Raw genomic sequence first — 25,413 nt, 5'->3', positions numbered from 1 at the left:
GAACAGATCGGAGTGGTTATGGGTGATCGGCACGACTATGTGGCCCTCGAGTGGGTCAAAGGCGAGATTGCCGAAACGCTGAAGCAGGCGCATCAGGCACTGGAAGTGTTGCTCGATGACCCGCAGGCGACGCAAGCGCTGGACGCTTGCCTGGCGTGCATCCATCAGGTTCACGGCAGTTTGCAGATGGTCGAATTCTACGGCGCGGCGCTGCTCGCCGAAGAAATGGAACAACTGACCGCAGCCTTGCAACACAACCGCATCAATCGTCGCGAGGAAGCCATTCACCTGTTACGCCAGGCGCTCGGCCAGTTGCCGATTTACCTCGACCGGGTGCAAGGCGCGCGGCGTGATTTGCCGCTGGTGGTGCTGCCGCTGATCAATGATTTGCGCAGCGCGCGCGGTGAAAGCCTGTTGTCGGAAACCAGCCTGTTCAGCCCGCAATTGTCGGACCTGCCGGCGCTGGATGAGGATGAGCTGGCGCAGCTGGCGCCAGCAAATTTTGCCGAAGTGCTGCGCGAATTGCGCCAAACGCTGCAATTGGCGCTGCTCGGTCTGCTTCGCGAGCAAGACAACGAGACGCCTCTGGACGACCTGAGCAAGGTTTTTGCGCGCCTGCAAACGCTGTGCGCCGAGGCGCCGCTGAGCCCGTTGTGGCAAGTTGCTTCGGCGCTGGTCGAGGGCCTGCGCAACGGTTCGATTGCCAACAGCCCGGCGCTGCGCAGCCTGTTCAGGGACGCCGACAAAGAACTCAAACGCTTGCTGGAACAGGGCTGGCGCGGCATCAATCAGGCGCCGCCGCCGGAGCTGTTGAAAAGTTTACTGTTCTACATTGCCAAAGCCGAACACCCCACCGGGCAGATGCTGACCATGAAAGATCGCTACGGACTGGACGATGCGTTGCCCGACAGCGCGATGCTCGACGAAGAACGCACGCGCCTCGCCGGGCCTGACCGCGACGCGATGCGCTCGGTGCTCGCCGCGCTGTGCGAAGAGTTGGTGCGGGTCAAGGAACGCCTCGACCTGTTCGTGCGCAGCGACCGCCAGCACACTTCCGACCTCGACAGCCTGCTGGCGCCGCTGCGGCAAATCGCCGACACCCTGGCGGTGCTCGGTTTTGGCCAGCCGCGCAAAGTCATCATCGACCAATTGGCCGTGGTGTTGAGCCTGGTCCAGGGCCAGCGCGAACCCGACGACGCGATCCTGATGGACGTCGCCGGCGCCTTGCTTTACGTCGAAGCGACGCTGGCCGGAATGGTCGGCACCGTCGAGCCGGAGAGCGAGGAAGACAGCCGTCTGCCGACCACCGACCTGACGCAGATTCACCAGATTGTCATCCGTGAAGCGCGGATTTGCCTGCAACAAGCCAAAGACATCATCGTCGACTACATCGACGCCGACTGGGACCGCGCGCAACTGCAACCGCTGCCGGATTTGCTCACGCAGGTGCGGGGCGCGCTGGCGATGATTCCGCTGAACCGCGCCGCGAGCCTGATCGAGGCCTGCAACGACTTCATCCGCGAGCACCTGCTGGTCGACACCGACCACCCCGGCTGGCAGCAACTCGACCACCTCGCCGATGTCATCACCAGCATCGAGTATTACCTCGAACGCCTGAGCGACGACCCGCAAGCGTCGGACGAACAGTTGCTGGATGTCGGCGAAAACGGTCTGGCGTTGCTCGGGTTTTTCCCCAGCGAAAAACGTCGGCCGGGGCCAGATGTGCCGCTGCTCGAAGACGTGCTCGGTGCCGATGACGCGCAGGCGCTGCAAGACCTGCAGCAGATCGACGACCCCACCGCCGCGCAGTCGCTGGCGCAGATGCTCGCGAGCCCGCTGTCGGCGGTCAACCCACCCGCGCTGAACACCCCCGGCAGCCTGTTGCCGCCGCCCGCTGGCGAAGAACCGGTGGACGATGAGCTGCGCGAAGTGTTCCTCGAAGAGACCGACGAAGTCCTCGACGTGCTGCGCGAATACCTGCCGCGCTGGGCGGCCGACACCGCCGACAAACCGGCCTTGAGCGAACTGCGCCGGGCCTTCCACACGTTGAAGGGCAGTGGCCGCATGGTCCGCGCGCTGGTCCTCGGCGAACTGGCCTGGGCCGTGGAAAACCTGCTCAATCGCGTGCTCGAACACAGCGTCGCGCCCGGCCCGGCGGTTGAGCAATTGCTCGGCGATGCGCTGCAATTGCTGCCCGAACTGATCAGCGAATTCGCCGCCAACGCGCAACGTCAGCGCACCGATGTCGACCGTTTGGCCGCGCGCGCACATGCCTTGGCCAAGGGCGATGCACCGCTGGCCGATGAAGACAGCCAAGATGTCGCGGCGCTGGATCCGTTGCTGCTGGAGATCTTCCGCAACGAGGCTGAAACCCACCTCGCCAGCCTCAACCGCTTCCTCGATCAAGCCGCCGAGCACGTGCCGTTGCAGGCCAGCGATGAATTGCAGCGCGCACTGCACACGCTCAAGGGCAGCGCGTCGATGGCCGGCGTGTTGCCGATTGCCGAACTCGCCGGGCCGCTCGACCAACTGGCGCGTGAATATAAGGCGCATTTAATCGCGCTGGACCTCGACGAAGTTGAATTGTTGCTGGAGGCCGAAGGCTTGTTCCGCCTCGGTTTGCGCCAACTCAAGACGGATCCGTTGGCGCAGATTCCTGGCGCGCGCTCGTTGATCGAGCGCACGCACGCGTTGTTCGATGAGCGCCTCGAAGCGCTGCTCAGCGCGCCGAACCGTGGCTTGCGGGTCAAGCGCGATCCGCAACTGATCAACAACTTTCTCGCCCAGGGCATGGACATCCTGCTCGACGCCGAAAGCCTGCTGCGCCGCTGGCAAGAACACCCCGGCGAGCGCCAGGAACTCAGCGCGTTGCTCGACGAATTGACCACCCTCGGCGAAGGCGCGCATCTCGCCGATCTGCATCCGGTGGACGAACTCTGCGAAGCCTTGCTCGACCTGTATGGCGCGGTGGAAGAGAGCAGCCTGGCGGTCAGCGACGGCTTTTTTCATGAGGCGCAAAGTGCCCATGAAGCGCTGATCAACATGCTCGACGAACTGGCCGCCGGCCAGGAAGTCAGCCCACAACCGGCGCGCGTTCAGGCCTTGCGCGGTTTACTCGATACCAGCCTCGACCCGTCGGCCATGGGCCTGATTCGCAGCGACGGCAGCCGCACGTTGAGCATTCGCGAACTCGGCAACGCCACCGCCGAGCTGTCGCACACCGCGACGCAAATCGAGCACGACGACGAAATCGTTGCGATCTTCCTCGAAGAAGCTGCGGATATTCTCGAAAGCGCCGGCCAGGCCTTGCAGCGCTGGCTCGGCGACCCGGAAAACGCGGCGCCGCTGTCATCCTTGCAGCGCGATTTGCACACGCTCAAGGGTGGCGCGCGAATGGCCGAAGTCGAGGCGGTCGGTGACCTCGCGCACGAATTGGAAAACCTTTACGAAGGCCTGGTCGACCGCCGCTACAACCACAGCGCAGCGCTGGCGCAGTTGCTGCAAACCAGTCATGACCGCTTGGCGTTGCTGCTTGAGCAACTGCAACAGCAGCAACCGATGGGCGATCCCGAGGAAGTGATCGAAGCGATTCGGCAGTTCCGCCAAAGCCATTCGAGCGGCGTCGAAACAGCAGAACCGCCCGCCGCGATGGATTCGCCCGGACATGACCCGGAGCTGCTGGAGATCTTCCTCGAAGAAGGTTTCGACATCATCGAAAACTCCGGCGCGGCGTTGCTGCGCTGGCAGGCCGAGCCGTCCAATCGCCAGGAAGTGGAAACCCTGCTGCGCGATCTGCACACGCTGAAGGGCGGCGCGCGGATGGTCGAAATCGCGCCGATTGGTGACTTGGCGCATGAACTGGAATTCCTCTACGAAGGCTTGTCGGCGGGCCTGCTGCAACCGACGGCGGCGCTGTTTACCTTGCTGCAAAGCAGCCAGGACCGCTTGGCGCAAATGCTCGACGCGATCCGCGCCGGGCAAGCGTGTCCGCCCGCAGACCGGTTGATCGAGGCGATCAAAAACTTCAGCCATCAGGCTGAGCCGCCAGCGCCGGTCGTTGCTCCAGTCATTGCTCCGGTCGTGGCGCCGGTGGTAGCGCCGGTCAGCGTGCCGACAGCCGCGCCGATCGTGGTAAAACCCGAAGCGCCGGCGCCGGATGCGGGCGCCGATATGGTCAAGGTCTCGGCCGAATTGCTCGACGATCTGGTCAATCTGGCCGGCGAAACGTCGATCTTCCGTGGCCGCATCGAGCAACAGGTCAACGATGCGCGCGTCGCGCTGAACGAGATGGAAACCACCATCGAGCGCATGCGCGATCAGTTGCGGCGGATCGACAGCGAAACCCAGGGGCGGATTCTCAGTCGCCAGCAAGTCGAGGCCGAGCGCCTCGGTTACGAAGAATTCGATCCGCTGGAAATGGACCGTCATTCGCAATTGCAGCAACTGTCGCGCGCGTTGTTCGAGTCCGCTTCGGACTTGCTCGACCTCAAGGAAACCCTCGACCGGCGCAACCAGGACGCCGACAACCTGCTGCAACAGCAGGGCCGGATCAACACCGAACTGCAGGAAGGCCTGATGCGCACGCGTATGGTGCCGTTCGAACGAATGCTGCCGCGCTTGAAGCGGATCGTCCGTCAGGTCTCCAGCGAGTTGGGCAAGGACGTGGAATTCGTGGTCGGCAACGCCGAGGGCGAGATGGATCGCAACGTGCTGGAACGCATGGCCGCACCGCTCGAACACATGCTGCGTAACGCCGTGGATCACGGTTTGGAGTCCGCCGAAGTGCGGCTCGCGGCGGGCAAACCGGCGCAGGGGCGGATAACCCTGGACCTGGCGCGCGAGGGCGGCGACATCATTTTCGACATCCGCGACGACGGCGCCGGTGTGCCGCTGGATGCGGTGCGGCGCAAGGCTATCAAGCGCGGTTTGCTCGCGCCGGACAGCGATATCAGCGACCGCGACGTGCTGCAATTCATCCTGCAACCGGGGTTTTCCACTGCCGAGAAAATCACCCAGATTTCCGGGCGCGGCGTCGGCATGGACGTGGTTCACGAGGAAGTGCGGCAGCTCGGCGGCAGCATGGTCATCGACTCGGTGCCGGGGCAGGGTGTGCACTTCCGCATTCGGCTGCCGTTCACCGTGTCGGTCAACCGCGCGCTGATGGTGCAGTGCGGTGAGGATCAATACGCGATCCCGCTGAACACCATCGACGGCATCGTTCGCGTGCTGCCCAGCGAACTCGAAGGGCATTACCGACTCGATCCGCCGACCTACAAATACGCCGGGCAGGACTATGAACTGTGCTACCTCGGCGAACTGCTGAAAACCAGCACACGCCCGAAACTGTTGGGCCAGAGCCTGCCGTTGCCGGTGTTGCTGGTGCAATGCAACGAGCGGCACATCGCCGTGCAAGTGGACTCGATGGCGGGCACGCGGGAGATTGTGGTGAAGAGCCTCGGCGCGCAATTCGCGGCGGTGCAGGGCTTGTCCGGGGCGACGATTCTGGGTGACGGGCGGGTGGTGCTGATCATCGATTTGCTCGCGCCGATCCGCGCCATGCAGACGCGCGTCCCGCAACGGCCGCTGACCCACGAAACCGAAGCTGAGCCGCATAAACCGCTATTGGTGTTGGTGGTGGACGACTCGGTGACGGTGCGCAAGGTCACCAGCCGTTTGCTCGAACGCCATGGCATGAACGTGCTGACCGCCAAGGACGGCGTCGACGCCATGCTGCTGCTCGAAGATCACGTGCCCGACGTGATGTTGCTGGACATCGAAATGCCGCGCATGGACGGCTTCGAAGTCGCCACCCAAGTGCGCGCCGACGAACGTCTGCAGCACTTGCCGATCATCATGATCACCTCGCGCACCGGCCAAAAACACCGCGACCGCGCGATGGCCATCGGCGTCAACGACTACCTCGGCAAGCCGTATCAGGAAACCGTGCTGCTCGAAAGCATCGCGCTGTGGAGCAAAACCCATGCATGAACATCGCACCAGCAACCTCACCGGGCTGTTGCTGCCATTGGCGGATCGCAATTTGATCCTGCCCAACGTCGCGGTCGCCGAGTTGATCGACTATCAACCGGCGGCGTTCGACCTCGACACACCGCCGTGGTATCTGGGGCTGGTGACGTGGCGGGACCGGCAGATTCCGTTGCTGAGTTTCGAGTCGGCGTGCGGCAGCAAAGTGGTGATCGGCGAACGCGTGAGAATCGTCATCCTCAATGCCCTCGGCGGGCGGCCGGAGTTGAAGTTTATTGCGTTGCTGGTGCAGGGGATTCCTCGGTCTTACAAGCTCGATAGTCAGTTGAGCTATGTGGATGTGCCGTTGTGTCCGCTGGAACAAGCGGCGGTGCAGATTGGGGAACAAGTGGCGAAGGTGCCGGATTTGTTGGCGCTGGAAGAACTGCTGGTGAACGCCGATCTGGTCTGACCGGATCGCCATGCTGGAATGGCGCTGATGGACAGCAAATCTTCAGAGGCTTCCCGCATTGCTGTAGGCAACGGCGCCAGACCACGTAGCCGCTCACCCCTCCTGTGGCGCAACTTTTAAACACAAATTCCATTTGGCTGGGAGGGGTTGAAGAGTTCCAAAAAGGGGCTGATCGGTCCTTTTTTGGGGCTGGTCGATGGGGATGGGTGTTTGAACATAAAAACCAGGCGTATCCGAAATCCACCCCTCACCCCAGCCCTCTCCCCAAAGGGGAGAGGGGGAAAGGGAGCAGATCTCCACGCTTTTCAAATCCTGAGTTCGACCCGGACATTCAGGTCTATATGGCTGCGCCTTTCGAATCCTCAGTTCGACCCGGACATTCAGATCTATACGGCTGCGCCTTTCGAATCCCCAGTTCGATCCGGACATTCAGATCTATACGGCTGCGCTTTTCAAATCCTGAGTTCGGCTCGATCGTTCAGGTCGATGTAGCTCCAAGAACAACACGGTCAGTCCCCTCGCCCCTCTGGGGAGAGGGTTAGGGTGAGGGGTGATTTTAACTGACACTCCAAGTCTCTGAGATCAACCATTACCCTAACCGTAACAATCCAACACTCTGCTTGATTGATGCCCCGCACCCAACCCTCCTAAGGTGGCTCCCACGACAGCGAACCCCGTGGAGTGGTCATGACAACAACAATTTCCCCCAACGCGCGATGGACGCGGCGGCGCAGCGAGAAGCAGCGGCGGCTTGAGTTGGTGAAAGGTTTGGCCGACGGTGTGGTCCTGCCCACCGACAAAATCGTCGCGGCGCTGGAGGCGTTGATCCTGCCCGGCGACCGCGTGGTGCTCGAAGGCAATAACCAGAAGCAGGCGGATTTCCTCTCGCGCTCGCTGGCCAAGGCTGATCCCGCCAAGCTCCACGACCTGCACATGATCATGCCCAGCGTCGGCCGTTCCGAGCACCTCGACCTGTTCGAACGCGGCATCGCTCGCAAGCTCGATTTCTCCTTCGCCGGCACCCAGAGCCTGCGCATCAGCCAGTTGCTCGAAGACGGCCTGCTGGAAATCGGCGCGATCCACACTTACATCGAACTCTATGCGCGACTGGTGGTGGACCTGATCCCCAACGTCGTGCTCTCGGCCGGTTTCATGGCCGACCGTGCCGGCAACATCTACACCGGCCCGAGCACTGAAGACACTCCAGCGCTCATCGAACCAGCCGCCTTCAGCGACGGCATCGTCATCGTCCAGGTCAACCAATTGGTCGACGACGTCAGCGATCTGCCTCGCGTTGATATCCCCGCGTCCTGGGTCGACTTCGTGGTGGTGGCGGACAAGCCGTTCTACATCGAGCCGCTGTTCACCCGCGACCCGCGCCACATCAAGCCTGTCCACGTGTTGATGGCGATGATGGCGATTCGCGGGATCTACGAAAAACACAACGTGCAGTCGCTGAACCACGGCATCGGTTTCAACACCGCCGCCATCGAATTGATCCTGCCGACCTACGGCGAATCCCTCGGCCTCAAAGGCAAAATCTGCCGCAACTGGACGCTCAATCCGCACCCGACGCTGATCCCGGCGATTGAAAGCGGCTGGGTCGAAAGCGTGCATTGTTTCGGGACCGAACTCGGGATGGAAAACTACATCGCCGCCCGGCCGGACGTGTTCTTCACCGGGCGCGACGGCTCGCTGCGTTCCAACCGGATGTTCTGCCAACTCGCCGGGCAATACGCGGTGGATCTGTTCATTGGCGCGACCCTGCAAGTCGATGGCGACGGCCATTCCTCTACCGTGACTCGCGGACGCCTCGCCGGTTTCGGTGGCGCGCCGAACATGGGCCACGACCCGCGCGGTCGCCGCCACGGCACGCCAGCCTGGCTCGACATGCGCCACCACGATGCGCCGGAAGCCTTGCTTGAACGCGGTAAAAAACTCGTGGTGCAAATGGTCGAGACGTTCCAGGAGGGCGGCAAACCGACCTTCGTCGAAACCCTCGACGCGGTCGAAGTCGCGCGTAAAAGCGGCATGCCGCTGGCGCCGATCATGATCTACGGCGACGACGTCACTCACCTGCTGACCGAAGAAGGCATCGCCTATCTGTACAAGGCGCGCTCGCTGGAAGAGCGCCAAGCCATGATTGCCGCAGTCGCCGGCGTCACCGCCATCGGCCTGCGCCACAACCCGAAAGACACCGCGCGCATGCGCCGCGAAGGCTTGATCGCCTTGCCCGAAGACCTCGGCATCCGCCGCACCGACGCCACCCGCGAATTGCTCGCGGCGAAAAGTGTGGCTGATCTGGTCGAGTGGTCCGGCGGCCTCTACAACCCGCCCGCCAAGTTCAGGAGTTGGTAAATGCACGCACTTAATCTGCAATCCAAACCGCTGACACTGGCTGATCGGCTGGCGGATCTGGCGGTCGACGCGCTGATCGACGAAGCGGACCTGTCGCCGAAACCGGCACTGGTTGACCGTCGCGGCAACGGCGCCCATACCGATTTGCACCTCGGGCTGATGCACGCTTCGGCGCTGTCGTTGTGGCCGGCGTTCAAGGAAATGGCGGAAGCCGCTATCGAGTTTGGCGAAGTCGGCTTACCACTGCGCGAAGCCCTTGGGCGGATTGGCCGGGAAGGGGAGCAAGCGATGCTCGCCACCACCAACGGTGTGAATACTCATCGCGGGGCGATTTGGGCGTTGGGCCTGTTGGTCGCCGCCGCCGCACTGGAAAACACAACCGCCAGCGCCGTCTCTCTGTGCGCCGCACGTTTGGCTTTGCTCGACGACCGCTACGCCCCACGCCCACTCAGCCACGGCGCCCAAGTCGCCCAGCGCTACGGCGCACGCGGTGCCCGTGAAGAAGCGCAGCTTGGTTTTCCGGCGGTGTTGCAACGCGCATTGCCGCGACTCAAACGCAGCCGCGCGCTCGGCCACGGCGAGCAGAACGCGCGCCTCGACGCCTTGCTGGCGATCATGACCCGACTGGCCGACACCTGCGTGCTCTACCGCGCCGGCGAAACCGGCCTGCAAACCATGCAACTCGGCGCCCAAGCCGTGCTCGACGCGGGCGGCAGTGCCAGCCTTGGCGGGCGTCGGCGTTTGCATGAGCTGGACCAACAATTAATCGCGTTGAACGCCTCGCCCGGCGGCGCTGCCGACTTGCTCGCCGCTTGCCTGTTCATCGACCGTATCGAGTCCGGAGCTTTCTGATGGAAACCTTATCCTTTGAATTCCCCGCCGGGCAGCCGCCACGCGGGCGGACGCTGGTGGGCTGTGTCGGCTCGGGCGATCTGGAAGTGCTGATCGAACCGGGGCAGGCCGGCAAACTGACGATCCAGGTACAGACCTCGGTCAACGGTGCCGAACAACGCTGGCAGCACCTGTTTGCGCGGATGTTTGACGGGCAGACGCCGCCAGCGATGGCCATCGATATCCATGACTTCGGCGCGACCCCAGGCGTGGTGCGCCTGCGTCTGGAACAAGGCTTTGAGGAGATTGGCCATGACTGATCTCCTAAACAAACACAGCTTCGTCGAACTCGGCGCGCGGCAACGGGCGAAAGCCTTGCTCGATGCCGGGACCTTTCGCGAATTGCTCGACCCGTTTCAGCGAATCATGTCGCCATGGCTGTCGCGCCAAGGCGTGGTGCCGCAAGCCGATGACGGCGTGGTGATCGCCAAGGGCAGCATCGGTGGATTGCCCGTGGTGATCGCCGCGATTGAAGGCGCGTTTCAGGGCGGCAGCCTCGGCGAAGTCGGCGGCGCGAAGATAGCCGGTGCGCTCGAACTGGCCGCCGAAGACAACCGCAAAGGCATTCCAACCCGCGCCGTGCTGTTGCTGGAAACCGGCGGCGTGCGGTTGCAGGAAGCCAACCTCGGGCTCGCGGCGATTGCCGATATTCACGCGGCGATTGTCGACCTGCGCCAGCACCAACCGGTGATTGGCGTGGTGGCCGGCAGTGTCGGTTGCTTTGGCGGGATGTCGATTGCGGCCGGGTTGTGCAGTTATTTGCTGGTGACCCAGGAGGCGCGGCTTGGCTTGAATGGTCCGCAAGTGATCGAGCAGGAAGCCGGGCTTGAGGAATACGACTCGCGGGATCGCCCGTTTATCTGGAGCCTGACCGGTGGCGAGCAGCGGTTTGCCAGCGGTTTGGCGGATCGTTATGTCGCCGATGATGTGGCGCAGATTCAGCAGCAGGTCAGTGAGTTGCTCAAGCAAGGTCTGCCGGCGCAGCAACGTAGCCAGCAATCCGAGTTGTTCCTGCAGCGTTTGGCGCGGCTGGATGCTGAACCGCAAATCGAACCTTCAGTGGTTCGCGATCTGTATCAAGGAGAGCGCTCATGAGAGGTTTGAACTGGTTTAACGCTTTGAGCAGCGGCGCCAAACCTGTTGAAGGTTTGCCCGCCTCGCTGAAAGTCGCCGACGGTGTTTTGGGCGACCAACCGGTGCGATTTATCGCTGTGGTGACCGATCCCGACAACCGCTTCGCCCGTGCCCGTAATGGCGAGGTTGGGTTGCTTGAAGGTTGGGGTTTGGCCAAAGCCGTGGATGAAGTTATTGCGGCCGACAGTGACAAATCGCAGAAGCGCGCTTTGATCGCCATCGTCGATGTTCCGAGCCAAGCCTACGGTCGCCGCGAAGAGGCGCTCGGGATTCATCAGGCGTTGGCCGGTGCGGCGGACAGTTATGCCCGCGCTCGACTGGCCGGCCACGCAGTGATCGGTTTGCTGGTAGGCAAAGCAATGTCCGGCGCATTTCTAGCCCATGGTTATCAAGCCAACCGGCTGATTGCCCTGCGCGATCCGGGCGTCATGGTCCACGCGATGGGCAAGGCTTCGGCGGCGCGGGTGACCTTGCGCAGTGTCGAGGAACTCGAAGCGCTGGCCGCCAGCGTGCCGCCGATGGCCTATGACATCGAAAGTTACGCCAGCCTCGGTCTGCTCTGGGAAACCTTGTCGGTGGAGCAGATTGAGCAACCGACGGCGCAAGATCTGGCCCGCGTGACTGAATGCCTGAATCAGGCGATCAGCGATGTCGCCGCGAAGGGCCGCGACCTGAGCAGCCGCTTGGGCGCCAGCAACCGCGCGGCGTCGAGCAAGGTGCGTGAACTGCTGAGAGCGCAGTGGTGAATACGTTTCTGGCTCACGACTTGCTCTGGGGCATGACCCCGGAGCAGTTGCCAGCGGACGCGCCGTTATGGGCGATTGAGTCGATTGGCGCTTGCCAACCGGTGGTGGTGCGGCGGGCGTTGTGCGCGCCGGGTCAGATTGCCGTCGGCGTGCGCGGGCCGTTGCGTGAGCAGCGTTTTGCCACGCTGATGGCGGTCGAAGCGATTCAGCGTCGGGTCAAACCGGAAGACCTCTGCCACGTCCTGATTGATCGGGATTTGCCGGCGTTGCGTGCGTTAAATCAGCTTCGGCCGATGCTCGATAGCTGTGGTTTTGTCTGGGGCATCACCGGCAGCGCCGGGTTTGAGTTGGCCAGCGGTGTTCAAGCGCTGCATGAGCGCAGCGATCTTGATTTGATTCTGCGCACGCCGCAACCGCTGAGCCGCGCCCAGGCTCAGGCACTGGTGAAGATTTTCGACACTGCCGCCTGCCAAGTGGATATGCAATTGCAGACGCCCTTAGGCGCCGTCGCCCTGCGCGAGTGGGCCGGGCCAGCGCGCCGCGTCCTGCTGAAAAACGCTCATCAGGCCTGTCTGGTGATGGATCCGTGGAACCCTCAGGAGCAAGCGGCGTGAGCAGTTTGCTGGTGTTCCCCGGTCAGGGCGCGCAGCAGCCGGGCATGCTCCATCGGTTGCCTTTGGAAACGGTGAATGAGGCGAGTGAAGTACTCGGCGAAGACGTCTTGCAGCTGGATTCTGCCGATGCGTTGCGGTCGACGAGGGCGGTTCAGCTTTGCCTGCTGATCGCGGGTGTCGCGGCTGCACGGCAACTGGCGATGTCCGCAGATTATGTCGCGGGATTGTCCATCGGCGCCTATCCGGCAGCCGTGGTTGCCGGAGCCCTGAGCTTCAGCGACGCGCTGCATCTGGTCAGCCTGCGCGGCGAGTTGATGCAGCAAGCTTATCCACAGGGCTACGGCATGACCGCGATCATCGGCCTGGATTTATCCACCGTCGAAACGCTGCTGGCGCAGGTTCACCGCAACGAAACGCCGGTGTATCTGGCCAATATCAACGCCGATAACCAAGTGGTGATTGCTGGCAGCGACGAGGCGATGAACGCCGTGGCGCAGTTGGCCAGACAACGCGGCGCGGGGTTGGCTAAACGCTTGGCCGTCAGCGTGCCGTCGCACTGCCCGCTGCTGGATGCGCCGGCGCAAACCCTTGCCGAAGCCTTCGCCAAGGTGCGTTTGCAAACCCCGGCGACGGGCTACCTGAGCGGCAGCCGCGCCCGGCCGATCAGCAATGTCGAAGCCTTGCGCGACGACCTCGCGTTCAACATGTGCCGCGTCGTCGATTGGCGCGGCACGGTGCAAAGCGCTTACGAGCGCGGCGTGCGGCTGCAGATCGAACTGCCGCCCGGTGCCGTGCTGACCGGGCTGGCGCGCCGGGTGTTCGAGCAGGGCAGCGTGATCGCCTTCGACGGTGCGCGGCTCGACACCTTGCACGCGCTGTTGCGTGAGGAGGGAAGCCGCCAACTCTAGATCACCCGACTCAGGCTTCGAACAACAAAAACAACATTCGACGACGCAACTTGAGGGACTACAACAATGATTATTTACGGTGTGGCGCTGTTGGCGATCTGTACGCTGGCAGGGGTGATCATGGGTGACGCGCTGGGCGTGTTGCTGGGCGTCAAGTCCAACGTCGGCGGGGTCGGGATCGCGATGATCCTGTTGATCTGCGCGCGGCTGTGGATGCAAAAACGTGGCGGCATGACCAAGGATTGCGAGATGGGCGTCGGCTTCTGGGGCGCCATGTACATTCCGGTGGTGGTGGCGATGGCGGCGCAGCAAAACGTCGTCACTGCGCTGCACGGCGGCCCGGTGGCGGTATTGGCGGCGATCGGTTCGGTGGTGATTTGCGGCGGCACGATTGCGCTGATCAGCCGCACGCACAAGGGCGAACCGTTGCCCGACGAACCGCAGGAAATCTCCCCGGTTGGCACGCCGGTAGGGGGGCGCTGATATGTGGGATCTCATCGAGAAAGGCCTGGAACATAACGGTCTGGTCACGGCGTTCGCGTTTGTCGGCGTGATCATGTGGGTGTCGGTGGTGTTGTCGAAACGCCTGACGTTCGGGCGGATTCACGGCTCGGCGATTGCCATTGTCATCGGCCTGGTGCTGGCGTGGGTTGGCGGCACTATGACCGGCGGGCAAAAGGGCCTGGCGGACCTGACGTTGTTCTCCGGCATCGGTTTGATGGGCGGCGCGATGCTGCGCGACTTTGCGATTGTCGCGACGGCGTTCGAGGTGCAGGCCACCGAGGCGAAGAAGGCTGGAATGATCGGGGTGATTGCGCTGCTGCTGGGCACGATCCTGCCGTTTATTGTCGGCGCGAGCATTGCCTGGGCGTTCGGCTATCGCGATGCGGTGAGCATGACCACCATCGGCGCGGGCGCGGTGACTTACATCGTCGGGCCGGTGACCGGTGCGGCGATTGGCGCGAGTTCGGATGTGGTGGCGTTGTCGATTGCCACCGGGTTGATCAAGGCGATTCTGGTGATGGTCGGCACGCCGATGGCGGCGAAATGGATGGGCCTGGACAACCCGCGCTCGGCGATGGTGTTTGGTGGCTTGGCCGGGACCGTGAGCGGCGTGACGGCGGGGCTGGCGGCGACGGATCGGCGGTTGGTGCCATATGGGGCGTTGACGGCGACGTTTCATACCGGGCTGGGGTGCTTGTTGGGGCCTTCGTTGTTGTACTTCATTGTTCGCGGGATTGTGGGGTAGGGGGTCAAGATCCACCCCTCACCCTAACCCTCTCCCCAGGGGGGCGAGGGGACTGACCGAGTTGTTCTCTCGAGCTACATCGACCTGCGATATTGAGGTGAGCTCAGGTTTTGAAAAGCAAAACCATTGCGATCGATAGTCGAACCCAGGCTTTGAAAACGGTGGAGATCCGCTCCCTTTCCCCCTCTCCCCTCTGGGGCGGTCCGACGTTTCGGGAGGGCTGGGGTGAGGGGTGGCTCTCAGTCACACCACACCATTGCGATTGGCATACATCCGACACTCCGCCAACAACGCCAATAAATTCGGATCCCGCTCCTTGGCCTTCAAAAACACCACGCCAATGTGCTGCTGCAATCGATACTTTTCCTGCAGCGGAATCAGCTTCACCCGGTTCTCATACACCGCCGCAATCCGCCCCGGCAGCAGCGCATAACCCACCCCCGAGCTGACCATACTCAGCAGCGTGAAGATGTCGTTGACCTGCATCGCCACTTTCGGCTCGAACCCTGCCTGCTTGAACACCCGAATCCCGTCCTGATGCGTGGCGAAGCCTTGCGTCAGCGTGATGAATGTCTCGTCGCGCACTTCCGCGAGGTCGACTTCGGCGCGCTGGGCGAACTTCGAATCTGCTGGCGTAGCGAGGAAGATATCGTCGGAGAACAGCGCAATATGCTCGCAATCCGCGTCGTGGATGCTGTCGTCCAGCGACACCAGAATCGCGTCGACTTCCATGTTTTTCAGCTTGTACAACAGGTCGATATTGGAGCCGAGGATCAGGTCGATATTCAGTTCGCTGCGGCGGATTTTCAGGCCCATGATCAGCTGCGGCACGGTCTTCACCGTCAGCGAATACAGCGAGCCAAGCTTGAAACGTTCCGCCGAGAACCCGGCCGCTTCGCGGGTCAGGCGCACACTTTCGACCACGTCCTGAATCAGCTTTTGCGCGCGTTCTTCCAGCACGTAAGCGCTTTCCAGCGGCGTCAGGTTGCGTCCTTCGTGTTTGAACAACGGGCAACGCAGGGCGCTTTCGAGGGAATGAATCGCGCGGTGCACGCTGACGTTGCTGGTCTGCAATTCGGCGGCGGCACGGGCCAGGTTGCCGGTGCGCATGAAGGCGAGGAACACCTCGAGTTTTTTCAGGGTCAACTCTTCGTCGATCAGCATGGGCCGGACTCTTTTTGGAATGGCCTGATTGTGCACGGCAGGGCGATATGTGTCCTGAAACATTGCGCTTTCAGTCTCAAGGGCTGAGCCTTGCGCCAAGTTGTAACGAATTTTGAGGTGGGAAACCGATGTATCACGGGGAAAGATTGAACGCCTGGACGCACTTGGTCGGGGCCGTCGCGGCAGGGATTGGCGCGGTGTGGATGCTGGTGATTGCGAGCATGGATGGCAGTCCGTGGAAGATTGTCAGCGTGGCGATTTACGGATTCACCTTGATGGTGCTCTACAGCGCCTCGACCGTTTACCACAGCGTGCGCGGGCGCAAGAAAGAGATCATGCAGAAGGTTGATCACTTTTCGATCTACCTGCTGATCGCCGGCAGCTACACGCCGTTTTGCCTGGTGACGCTGCGTGGGCCGTGGGGCTGGACGTTGTTCGGGATTGTCTGGGGGCTGGCGCTGATCGGGATTTTGCAGGAGATCAAACCGCGTTCGGAGGCGCGGATTTTGTCGATTGTGATTTATGCGGTGATGGGCTGGATTGTCTTGGTGGCGGTCAAGCCTTTGCTCGCGGCGCTGGGCGCGACGGGGTTCGCGTGGCTGGCGTCGGGCGGGGTTTTGTACACGGTGGGGATTATCTTTTTTGCACTGGATCACCGGTTGCGGCATGCGCATGGGATCTGGCATTTGTTCGTGATCGCCGGGAGTTTGCTGCACTTTGTGGCGATATTGTTTTATGTCCTATAGGTCGAGGTAATCCCATCGCGGGCAAGCCTTGCTCCCACAGGTCGGTGGCCGTCGAAAGCTCGGTGGCAAGCCCTGACCCTGTGGGAGCAAAGCTTGCTCGCGATAGCGATTTAGAAATCACCCCACAATTGGGTCGGTGGCCGTCGAAAGCTCGGTGGCAAGCCCTGACCCTGTGGGAGCAAAGCTTGCTCGCGATAGCGGTTTAGAAATCCCCCCACAATTGCTGGGCAACCGCCAACGCCACCACCGGCGCGGTCTCGGTGCGCAGCACTCGCGGGCCGAGGCGGGCGGCGTGGAAACCGGCACCTTTAGCCTGATCCACTTCCGCATCCGACAACCCGCCCTCCGGCCCGATCAGAAACGCCAACGTCGCAGGTTTGGCATGGCTCACCAGCGGCTCCGCGACCGGGTGCAGCACCAGCTTCAATTCGGCCTCGGTCTGCTTCAACCAATCCGCCAACAACAGCGGCGGATGAATCACCGGCACTGTCGAGCGTCCGCACTGTTCACACGCGCTGATCGCCACTTGGCGCCAGTGCAGCCGACGTTTGTCAGCGCGTTCGTCCTTGAGCCGGACTTCGCAGCGGTCGGTGAAAATCGGGGTGATTTCAGTCACGCCCAACTCGGTGGCTTTCTGGATCGCCCAGTCCATCCGCTCGCCACGGGACAGGCCTTGGCCGAGGTGGATCTGCAGCGGCGATTCGATCTGGCCGCGAAAGCTTTCATCGATCTGCACCACCACGCGTTTCTTCCCGACGTCCACCAGCGAGCCGCGAAACTCATGGCCCGAGCCGTCGAACAATTGCACCGCATCGCCCTCGGCCATGCGCAGCACGCGGCTGATGTAGTGGGCCTGCGCCTCGGGCAACTCGTGCTCGCCGGTGCTCAGGGGGGCGTCGATAAAGAAGCGGGAGAGTCTCATCTGGGTTCTCTGAAAAATTGGCTCGGAATCGCTTTTGTGGCTGCTGACGATTTGTGGTGACTGTCAGCCCGGGTCACGGAAGCCCGGGTGAAATTCTTTCGGCACGGACACGCTGACGCTGTCGCGTGTGGCGATGTCGATGCCTTCGCTGGCCACTTCGGCGAGGAAATCGATCTGCTCCGGGGTAATCACGTACGGCGGCAGGAAATACACCACGCTGCCCAGCGGCCGCAGCAAAGCCCCGCGCTCCAGCGCATGCTTGAACACCTTCAAACCGCGCCGTTCCTGCCACGGATAAGCCTCCTTGGTCGCCTTGTCCTTGACCATCTCGATGGCCAGGACCATGCCGGTCTGCCGCACTTCAGCAACGTTCGGGTGATCGACCAGGTGCGCGGTGGACGTCGCCATGCGCTGGGCCAGGGCCTTGTTGTTCTCGATGACGTTGTCTTCTTCGAAGATATCCAGCGTCGCCAACGCGGCGGCGCATGCCAGCGGGTTGCCGGTGTAGCTGTGGGAATGCAGGAAGGCGCGCAGGGTCGGGTAATCGTCGTAAAACGCGCTGTAGACGTCGTCGGTGGTCAACACCGCCGCCAACGGCAGATAACCGCCGGTCAGCGCTTTCGACAAACACAGGAAGTCTGGGCGGATACCGGCCTGCTCGCAGGCAAACATGGTCCCGGTGCGGCCAAAACCGACGGCGATTTCATCGTGGATCAGGTGCACGCCATAACGGTCGCACGCCTCGCGCAGCAACTTCAGGTAAACCGGGTGATACATGCGCATGCCGCCCGCGCCCTGGATCAACGGCTCGAGAATCACCGCGGCGACCGTTTCGTGATTGTCCGCGAGGGTCTGTTCCATGGCGACAAACATGTTGCGCGAGTGTTCTTCCCAGCTCATGCCTTCGGGGCGCAAGTAGCAATCCGGGCTCGGCACTTTGATGGTGTCCATCAGCAGCGCTTTGTAGGTTTCGGTGAACAACGGCACGTCGCCGACCGCCATCGCCGCCATGGTTTCGCCGTGGTAACCGTTGGTCAGGGTGACGAAGCGCTTCTTGTTCGGCTGGCCGCGATTGAGCCAATAGTGAAAGCTCATTTTCAGCGCGACTTCGATGCACGACGAACCGTTATCGGCGTAGAAGCACCGGGTCAGGCCTTCCGGGGTCATCTTCACCAGACGCTCGGACAGCTCGATGACCGGCTGATGGCTGAAACCGGCGAGGATCACGTGTTCCAGTTGATCGACCTGGTCCTTGATGCGCTGGTTGATGCGCGGGTTGGCGTGGCCGAACACGTTGACCCACCAGGAACTGACGGCGTCGAGGTAGCGTTTGCCTTCGAAGTCTTCCAGCCAGATGCCTTCACCGCGCTTGATCGGGATCAGCGGCAGCTGTTCGTGGTCTTTCATCTGGGTGCACGGGTGCCATAAAACGGCCAGATCCCGTTGCATCCATTGATTATTCAGGCCCATTTACAGTCTCCTCGAGGCGAGCCGCGACGGGCGCGGGCAAACAATCGCGCAAGCCTATGCAATGCATCGCGCCGGAACAACCCCGCCCGAGCAACCCATTGTGTCGATTGCGCTACTTTGCGTGGGGCGATAGACGTCGCTGGCGGCGTTTTGATGGCTGACGTATTCTTCGCGATTCTTCGAGTCGTCTGACTCGCAAAACTGATTTTTCCTACGCTTATTTCCGGAGTTCGCTGAATGTCTGCTGGTTGGCTGCGCGCCTGTGCGCTGGTGATGTTGGGGCTGTTCAGCGTTTCGGCGCTGGCCAAGGATAAAACAGCGATCGTGATCGGCGGCGGGCTTTCGGGCCTCACGGCGGCGTACGAACTGCAAAACAAGGGCTGGCAAGTCACGCTGCTGGAAGCCAAACCGAGCCTGGGCGGTCGCTCCGGCATGGCCACCAGCGAGTGGATCGGCAACGACAAGGCCCAACCGGTGCTGAACCAGTACGTTTCGACGTTCAAGCTGAGCACCACGCCAGCGCCTGAATTCGTGCGCACACCCGGCTACCTGGTTGACGGTGTTTACTTCACTGCCGCCGATCTGGCGACCAAGGACCCGGTAACTGCGGAAGCGCTGAAGCGCTACGAAAAAACCGTCGATGATCTGGCGCGTTCGATCGAAGACCCGCAAAACCCGGCCGCCAACAACACGCTGCATGCGCTGGACCAGATCAACGTGTCCAATTGGCTCGACCGTCTGTCGCTGCCAGCAACGGCGCGTCAGCTGATCAATCAGCAGATTCGTACGCGTTACGACGAACCTTCGCGCCTGTCGCTGCTGTATTTCGCACAGCAGAACCGCGTCTACAGCGGTGTTTCCGACCGTGACCTGCGCGCTTCGCGCCTGCTGGGCGGCAGCCCGGTGTTGGCTCAGGCCTTCGTCAAACAACTGAAAACCATCAAGACCAGCTCGCCGGTGTCGGCGATTGTCCAGGACAAGGACGGCGTGACCGTCAAAGTCGGCAGCGTTGGTTATCAAGCGGATTATGTGGTGGTCGCAGTGCCATTACGCGCCCTCAACAAGATCAGCATGACCCCGGCGCTGGACGCTCAGCACCTCGGCGCGATCAAGGGCACCAACTACGGCTGGCGCGACCAGATCATGCTGAAGTTCAAGACGCCAGTGTGGGAAAGCAAGGCGCGCATGTCCGGCGAGATTTACAGCAACGCCGGCCTCGGCATGTTGTGGATTGAGCCGGCGCTGAAGGGCGGCGCCAACGTGGTGATCAACCTGTCCGGCGACAATGCGCGGGTGATGCAGGCCTTCGGCGACAAGCAGATGGTCGATCAGGTGTTGATTCGCCTGCACGCGTTTTATCCACAGGCGCGCGGTTCGTTCACCGGTTATGAAATCCGTCGTTACAGCACCGACCCGTCGATGGGCGGCGCTTACCTGGCCTTCGGTCCAGGCCAGATCAGCAAATACTGGCGCTTGTGGGAACGTCCGCTGCAACGCGTAACGTTTGCCGGCGAACACACCGACACCTTGTACCCGGGCACTCTGGAAGGCGCCTTGCGCACCGGCCAGCGTGCGGCCAGTCAGGTTGAAGACCTGGCGGCGGGCAAGTCGTTTGAACCGGCGAAAGTGGTTCCGGCAGCGACCGCAGTAGCGGCGGGTGCGGCAGCGCAGAAGAAAGGCAATGTGTTCAGCAATTTCTTCGGCAATCTGTTTGGTGGTTCTGCGGACGAAGAGAAGAAAGCGCAACCAGTGAAGGCGCCTGAACCAGTCACGCCACCAGCGCCTGCGCCAGCTCCAGTGGTAGCCCCGGCCCCGGCGCCAGTGGAAGCACCGAAGCCTGCGGCACCGGTCAAAGCCGAGCCAGCGAAGAAAGCGGCCAAGCCTGCGGCGAAGAAACCTGCGGCAAAAACCGAGACCAAGAAGGCCCCGGCCAAACCGGCGGCGAAGAAAGCTGAACCGGCGAAGAAGCCTGCGGCAAAACCGGCTGCAGCGACTGATACCAAAGCGCAGTAAGGCGTTGCGGTGAATGAAAGCGCGGCTTAAGGGCCGCGCTTTTTTTTGCCTGGCAGATGGCTCTCTGTAGGAGTGAGCCTGCTCGCGATAGCGTCGTCCGCGCATACACCTATTTCTTCCAATACACCTCACAAACCGACACAAATTCGCCTTTAATCTTTCCTTAACTCACCACTTGGAGACTCTTGATCGTATTTCTCGATATTTCAAAGCGAAATTTTCCGCTTTAATTCGATAGATAACTCGTTAGTCTTAGTCGCAGTTCTCACAGGATTTGAGCAATGCCGCTACGTAATTCTTCTTCTCGTTATGGCTGGGTCAGCGTGTTCCTGCATTGGGGCGTGGCGCTGGCGGTGTTCGGGCTGTTCGCGTTGGGCCTGTGGATGGTCGGGCTGGATTACTACAGCACCTGGCGCAAAGACGCGCCGGACCTGCACAAAAGCATCGGCCTGACGCTGTTCGCGATCATGTTGCTGCGCGTGCTGTGGCGCTTTATCAGCCCACCGCCGCCGGCATTGCAGAGCTATAGCCGGATGACGCGCATCGGCGCCAAGTTCGGTCATTCGTTCCTGTACATCAGCCTGTTCGCTGTGATGATTGCCGGCTACCTGATTTCCACCGCAGACGGTGTCGGGATTCCGGTGTTTGGCCTGTTTGAGATTCCTGCGCTGGTTTCCGGACTACCGGACCAGGCAGATACCGCTGGGGTGGTTCATTTTTACCTGGCGTGGATATTGGTAATTTTTTCCGGTCTCCATGCGTTGGCAGCATTGAAGCACCACTTTATCGACCGTGATGCGACGCTGACGCGAATGCTCGGCCGCAAAGCTTGAAGTTCAACCTCAACTCCAAAGGAATAGAAAGCATGTTGAAAAAGACTCTCGCCGCTCTGGCAATCGGTTCCGCTCTGCTGTCCGCTAACGTGATGGCTGCTGACTACACCGTCGACAAGGAAGGCCAGCACGCCTTCGTCGACTTCAAGATCAGCCACTTGGGCTACAGCTACATCACCGGTACTTTCAAGGACATCGACGGCAAGTTCAGCTTCGACGCTGCCAAGCCAGAAGACAGCAAGATCGAGTTCAACGTGAATACCGCCAGCGTGTTCACTAACCACGCCGAGCGCGACAAGCACATCGCCAGCGCTGATTTCCTGAACGTCAGCAAGTTCGCCAAGGCCACTTTCGTTTCCACCAGCGTCAAATCCACCGGCAAAAACGCCGCTGGCAAGGACACTGCTGACGTCACCGGCGACCTGACTCTGCTGGGCGTGACCAAGCCAGTTGTGGTCAAAGCCACTTTCCTGAATGAAGGCGACGATCCATGGGGCGGCTACCGTGCCGGCTTCGAAGGCACCACCAGCATCAAGCGCTCCGACTTCGGCAAGCAAAAAGATCTGGGCCCAGCCTCCGACGCGGTTGAGCTGTACATCTCGTTCGAAGGTGTCAAAGCGAAGTAACTTTCGCGCCTGACAAAAAAACGCCCCCGGCCTCACGGTCAGGGGCGTTTTTTATTGCCGACAAAATTTCCATGACCTCCGTATATCCCCTGTGGGAGTGAGCCTGCTCGCGATGGGGCCAAGGCATTCAACATCTTCGCTGGCTGATCCATCGCTATCGCGGGCAAGCCTTGCTCCCACAGTTGGTCGGTGTGGTGCACGAATTCCGCGTTCACCTGAGATCCCATGTGGGAGTGAGCCTGCTCGCGATGGGGCCAGTGCATTCAACATCTTCGCTGGCTGATCCACCGCTTTCGCGGGCAAGCCTCGCTCCTACAGTTGGTCGGTGTTGTGCACGAAACCCGCGTCCACTGGAGATCCCATGTAGGAGTGAGCCTGCTCGCGATGGGGCCAGTACATTCAACATCTTCGCTGGCTGATCCACCGCTATCGCGGGCAAGCCTCGCTCCTACAGTTGGTCGGTGTGGTGCACGAACTCCGCGTCCACCTGAGATCCCATGTAGGAGTGAGCCTGCTCGCGATGGGGCCAGTGCATTCAACATCTTCGCTGGCAGATCCACCGCTATCGCGAGCAGGCTCGCTCCTACAGTTGGTCGGTGTTGTGCACGAAACCCGCGTTCACTGGAGATCCCATGTAGGAGCGAGCTTGCTCGCGATGGGGCCAGTACATTCAACATCTTCGCTGGCAGATCCACCGCTTTCGCGGGCAAGCCTCGCTCCTACAGTTGGTCGGTGTGGTGCACGAACTCCGCGTTCACCTGAGATCCCCTGTGGGAGTGAGCCTGCTCGCGATGGGGCCAGTACATTCAACATCTTCGCTGACTGACCCACCGCTATCGCGAGCAGGCTCGCTCCTACAGTTGGTCGGTGTTGTGCACGAAACCCGCGTCCACTGGAGATCGCCTGTGGGAGTGAGCTTGCTCGCGATGGGGCCAAGGCATTCAACATCTTCGCTGACTGATCCACCGCTTTCGCGGGCAAGCCTCGCTCCTACAGTTGGTCGGTGTGGTGCACGAAACCTGCGTCCACTGGAGATCCCATGTGGGAGTGAGCCTGCTCGCGATGGGGCCAAGGCATTCAACATCTTCGCTGACTGATCCACCGCTTCCGCGGGCAAGCCTCGCTCCTACAGTTGGTCGGTGTGGTGCACGAAACCTGCGTTCACTGGAGATCCCCTGTGGGAGTGAGCTTGCTCGCGATGGGGCCAGTACATTCAACATCTTTGCTGACGGATCCACCGCTATCGCGGGCAAGCCTTGCTCCCACAGTTGATGGTTGTCGTGCACGAACTCCGCGTCCACAGGGGATGAGGTTGTGTGGCGGACACAAAAATGCCCCGGGTCGTGAGATCCGGGGCATTTTGGGTTACTTCAAAAACTCAGCGGTTGCGGGTCAGCAGCGCTGGTTTTTCGCCGCGTGGGCGACCTGGCAGTTGATCCAGTTGCTCAGGAGTCGGGAACCGATCGGTTTTCGACTCTTTATGGATGATCTTCGGTGCCGGGCCGCGCGGGTTTTGCACGGCCGGTTCCGAACGAGGCTGGTCGTCGGTGCGGGCCGGGCGGCGGTTGCGCGACTCTTCGCGACGGGCTTGACCGTCACGTGGCGCGCCGTTGCGTGGGCCGCTGCGCTTGGCGGGCGGGGTGCCGGTGGTGGCGCCGTCGCTGCTGCGCGGGCCGCTTTGGCGACCCTGAGGCTTGCCGCCGGTGCGCGGAGCACCTGCGCCAGTGGCCGCGCCTTGTGCCGGAGCACCTGGGCGGCGACCACGGCCCTGAGCCGGTTTGGCCTGAGGCACGTAGTCAACGCGGTTACCGAAGTTATCCACGTCGTCGTCGAGGAACTCATCCGGGGCACGATCAGCCGCCGCTGCGCGTGGCGCCGGACGCTGTTGTTCGCGGGCCGGGGTGCCTTCGCGCGGCTTGTGCTCACGCGCCGGACGATCGCCACGGCCAGTGGCTGCAGGTTTTTCCTTGCCGCCCTTGTCCTTGCCTTTGTCCTTGCGACCGCCGCCACCGCCAGTGCCGTTCGGACCGTCGCCGCGCGGGCCACGTGGGTTGCGCGGGTTACGCACATCCGGACGCTCGCGAACTTCAGGCTTCTCGGCCTCTACAGCGCTCGAATCGAAGCCCATCAGGTCGCCGTCGGCGATTTTCTGCTTGGTCATGCGCTCGATGCTTTTCAGCAGTTTTTCTTCGTCCGGAGCAACCAGCGAGATCGCCTCGCCCGAACGACCGGCACGGCCAGTACGGCCGATACGGTGCACGTAGTCTTCATCGACGTTCGGCAGTTCGAAGTTGACCACGTGTGGCAACTGGTCGATGTCGAGGCCGCGAGCGGCGATGTCGGTGGCAACCAGGATCCGCACTTCGCCGGCCTTGAAATCGGCCAGGGCTTTGGTGCGCGCGTTCTGGCTCTTGTTACCGTGGATCGCGACGGCGGTGAGGCCGTGTTTGTCCAGGTATTCGGCCAGACGGTTGGCGCCGTGCTTGGTGCGGGTGAACACCAGCACCTGTTCCCAGGCGCCAGCGGTAATCAGGTGCGCCAGCAGCGAGCGCTTGTGGCTGGCGGCGAGGCGGAATACACGCTGTTCGATACGCTCGACCGTGGTGTTCGGCGGCGTCACTTCGATGCGTTCCGGGTTGTGCAGCAGCTTGCCGGCGAGGTCGGTGATGTCTTTGGAGAACGTCGCCGAGAACAGCAGGTTCTGGCGTTTGCTCGGCAGACGCGCGAGGACCTTTTTCACGTCATGGACAAAACCCATGTCGAGCATGCGGTCGGCTTCGTCGAGCACGAGGATTTCCACGTGGGACAAATCGACACTGCCTTGGCCGGCGAGGTCGAGCAGGCGGCCAGGGCAGGCAACCAGCACGTCAACACCACGGGACATGGCCTGAACCTGTGGGTTCATGCCAACGCCGCCGAAGATGCAGGCACTGACAAACTTCAGGTCACGGGCATAGACCTTGAAGCTTTCGTGCACTTGAGCCGCGAGTTCGCGGGTAGGGGTCAGGACCAGTACGCGCGGTTGGCGCGGGCCGTGACGCTGGGATTTGTCCGGGTGACCGTTGGGGAACAACCGCTCCAGAATCGGAAGGGCGAAGCCGCCGGTTTTACCAGTACCTGTCTGTGCCGCGACCATCAGGTCGCGACCTTGCAACACGGCGGGAATGGCCCGCTGTTGCACCGGAGTAGGCTCGGTATAGCCCGCCGCCTCGATGGCGCGGACTAAAGCCTCGGAGAGACCGAGGGAAGCAAAGGACATGAGTAATCCTGTTTTAGTTAGGGCTTGGCCCAATGGGAGTCTTG

The 25,413-nt window shown here is 61.8% G+C and carries 19 protein-coding genes; 15 read left to right on the top strand and 4 right to left on the bottom strand.

Annotated elements, in window-relative coordinates; translation table 11 throughout:
- Window positions 1-18: 18 nt before the first annotated feature.
- The 11 genes from FBY12_RS15200 to madM all read left to right on the top strand — a co-directional run bounded on the left by FBY12_RS15200 (window position 19) and on the right by madM (window position 14,336).
- Window positions 19-5,988 carry an Hpt domain-containing protein gene (locus FBY12_RS15200; RefSeq protein WP_145253627.1) on the top strand — a complete coding sequence of 1,990 codons (5,970 nt, stop codon included), beginning with the start codon at window positions 19-21 and terminating at the stop codon, window positions 5,986-5,988.
- Complete coding sequence (locus FBY12_RS15195) at window positions 5,981-6,436, top strand: chemotaxis protein CheW (protein WP_145253624.1); 456 nt, start codon at window positions 5,981-5,983, stop codon at window positions 6,434-6,436. The genes FBY12_RS15200 and FBY12_RS15195 overlap by 8 nt, the downstream gene beginning before the upstream one ends.
- A 687-nt stretch (window positions 6,437-7,123) precedes the next feature.
- A complete protein-coding gene (gene mdcA / locus FBY12_RS15190; RefSeq protein WP_145253620.1) occupies window positions 7,124-8,794 on the top strand; it encodes a malonate decarboxylase subunit alpha in 1,671 nt (556 codons plus the stop codon).
- Complete coding sequence (locus FBY12_RS15185) at window positions 8,795-9,646, top strand: triphosphoribosyl-dephospho-CoA synthase (protein ID WP_145253616.1); 852 nt, start codon at window positions 8,795-8,797, stop codon at window positions 9,644-9,646. It abuts the gene before it with no gap.
- Window positions 9,646-9,945: a malonate decarboxylase subunit delta gene (locus FBY12_RS15180; protein ID WP_054044377.1), complete on the top strand. Its 300-nt coding sequence runs from the start codon at window positions 9,646-9,648 to the stop codon at window positions 9,943-9,945. Before FBY12_RS15185 ends, FBY12_RS15180 begins: the two co-directional genes overlap by 1 nt.
- On the top strand, window positions 9,938-10,780 hold the full coding sequence (locus FBY12_RS15175) for a biotin-independent malonate decarboxylase subunit beta (RefSeq protein ID WP_145253613.1): 843 nt from the start codon (window positions 9,938-9,940) through the stop codon (window positions 10,778-10,780). Before FBY12_RS15180 ends, FBY12_RS15175 begins: the two co-directional genes overlap by 8 nt.
- A complete protein-coding gene (gene mdcE, locus FBY12_RS15170; RefSeq protein ID WP_145253610.1) occupies window positions 10,777-11,565 on the top strand; it encodes a biotin-independent malonate decarboxylase subunit gamma in 789 nt (262 codons plus the stop codon). The genes FBY12_RS15175 and mdcE overlap by 4 nt, the downstream gene beginning before the upstream one ends.
- A complete protein-coding gene (locus FBY12_RS15165) occupies window positions 11,559-12,179 on the top strand; it encodes a malonate decarboxylase holo-ACP synthase (protein ID WP_145253607.1) in 621 nt (206 codons plus the stop codon). Before mdcE ends, FBY12_RS15165 begins: the two co-directional genes overlap by 7 nt.
- Window positions 12,176-13,087, top strand: coding sequence for a malonate decarboxylase subunit epsilon (gene mdcH, locus FBY12_RS15160; protein ID WP_145253604.1), 912 nt, complete (start codon window positions 12,176-12,178; stop codon window positions 13,085-13,087). Before FBY12_RS15165 ends, mdcH begins: the two co-directional genes overlap by 4 nt.
- Before the next feature lie 66 nt (window positions 13,088-13,153).
- Entirely contained in the window at window positions 13,154-13,570 is a 417-nt protein-coding gene (gene madL, locus FBY12_RS15155; RefSeq protein ID WP_121733169.1) for a malonate transporter subunit MadL, read from the top strand.
- A gap of 1 nt (window position 13,571) precedes the next feature.
- Window positions 13,572-14,336, top strand: a complete 765-nt coding sequence (gene madM, locus FBY12_RS15150) for a malonate transporter subunit MadM (protein ID WP_092276863.1) — start codon at window positions 13,572-13,574, stop codon at window positions 14,334-14,336.
- 243 nt (window positions 14,337-14,579) lie between these two features.
- Here madM and FBY12_RS15145 read toward each other — a convergent pair whose 3' ends face one another.
- Window positions 14,580-15,500: a LysR substrate-binding domain-containing protein gene (locus FBY12_RS15145; RefSeq protein ID WP_145253601.1), complete on the bottom strand. Its 921-nt coding sequence runs from the start codon at window positions 15,498-15,500 to the stop codon at window positions 14,580-14,582.
- A gap of 128 nt (window positions 15,501-15,628) precedes the next feature.
- Here FBY12_RS15145 and FBY12_RS15140 point away from each other — a divergent pair, with 128 nt between their 5' ends.
- Entirely contained in the window at window positions 15,629-16,246 is a 618-nt protein-coding gene (locus FBY12_RS15140) for a hemolysin III family protein (RefSeq protein ID WP_101209147.1), read from the top strand.
- Between the two features lie 202 nt (window positions 16,247-16,448).
- On the opposite strand, the gene FBY12_RS15135 is transcribed toward FBY12_RS15140, so the two are convergent.
- Window positions 16,449-17,168 (bottom strand): 16S rRNA (uracil(1498)-N(3))-methyltransferase, encoded by a 720-nt coding sequence (locus FBY12_RS15135; RefSeq protein WP_145253598.1) that lies wholly within the window; start codon window positions 17,166-17,168, stop codon window positions 16,449-16,451.
- Between the two features lie 63 nt (window positions 17,169-17,231).
- On the bottom strand, window positions 17,232-18,638 hold the full coding sequence (locus FBY12_RS15130) for an adenosylmethionine--8-amino-7-oxononanoate transaminase (protein WP_145253595.1): 1,407 nt from the start codon (window positions 18,636-18,638) through the stop codon (window positions 17,232-17,234).
- Window positions 18,639-18,875: 237 nt separating this feature from the next.
- Here FBY12_RS15130 and FBY12_RS15125 point away from each other — a divergent pair, with 237 nt between their 5' ends.
- The 3 genes from FBY12_RS15125 (at window position 18,876) to FBY12_RS15115 (ending at window position 22,110) form a co-directional block, all read left to right on the top strand.
- A complete protein-coding gene (locus FBY12_RS15125; RefSeq protein WP_145253592.1) occupies window positions 18,876-20,651 on the top strand; it encodes a flavin monoamine oxidase family protein in 1,776 nt (591 codons plus the stop codon).
- Between the two features lie 281 nt (window positions 20,652-20,932).
- A complete protein-coding gene (locus tag FBY12_RS15120; protein ID WP_145253589.1) occupies window positions 20,933-21,484 on the top strand; it encodes a cytochrome b in 552 nt (183 codons plus the stop codon).
- Window positions 21,485-21,516: 32 nt separating this feature from the next.
- Window positions 21,517-22,110 carry a YceI family protein gene (locus FBY12_RS15115; RefSeq protein ID WP_145253585.1) on the top strand — a complete coding sequence of 198 codons (594 nt, stop codon included), beginning with the start codon at window positions 21,517-21,519 and terminating at the stop codon, window positions 22,108-22,110.
- 1,378 nt (window positions 22,111-23,488) lie between these two features.
- Here FBY12_RS15115 and FBY12_RS15095 read toward each other — a convergent pair.
- Window positions 23,489-25,369, bottom strand: a complete 1,881-nt coding sequence (locus tag FBY12_RS15095; protein WP_092276886.1) for a DEAD/DEAH box helicase — start codon at window positions 25,367-25,369, stop codon at window positions 23,489-23,491.
- Window positions 25,370-25,413 lie beyond the last annotated feature (44 nt).

The sequence above is a fragment of the Pseudomonas sp. SJZ131 genome, from assembly GCF_007828705.1.
Taxonomy (GTDB): Bacteria; Pseudomonadota; Gammaproteobacteria; order Pseudomonadales; family Pseudomonadaceae; genus Aquipseudomonas; species Aquipseudomonas prosekii.
Note: the sequence above shows the minus strand (reverse complement) of the source record. Positions and strands in the feature narration are given on the sequence as shown.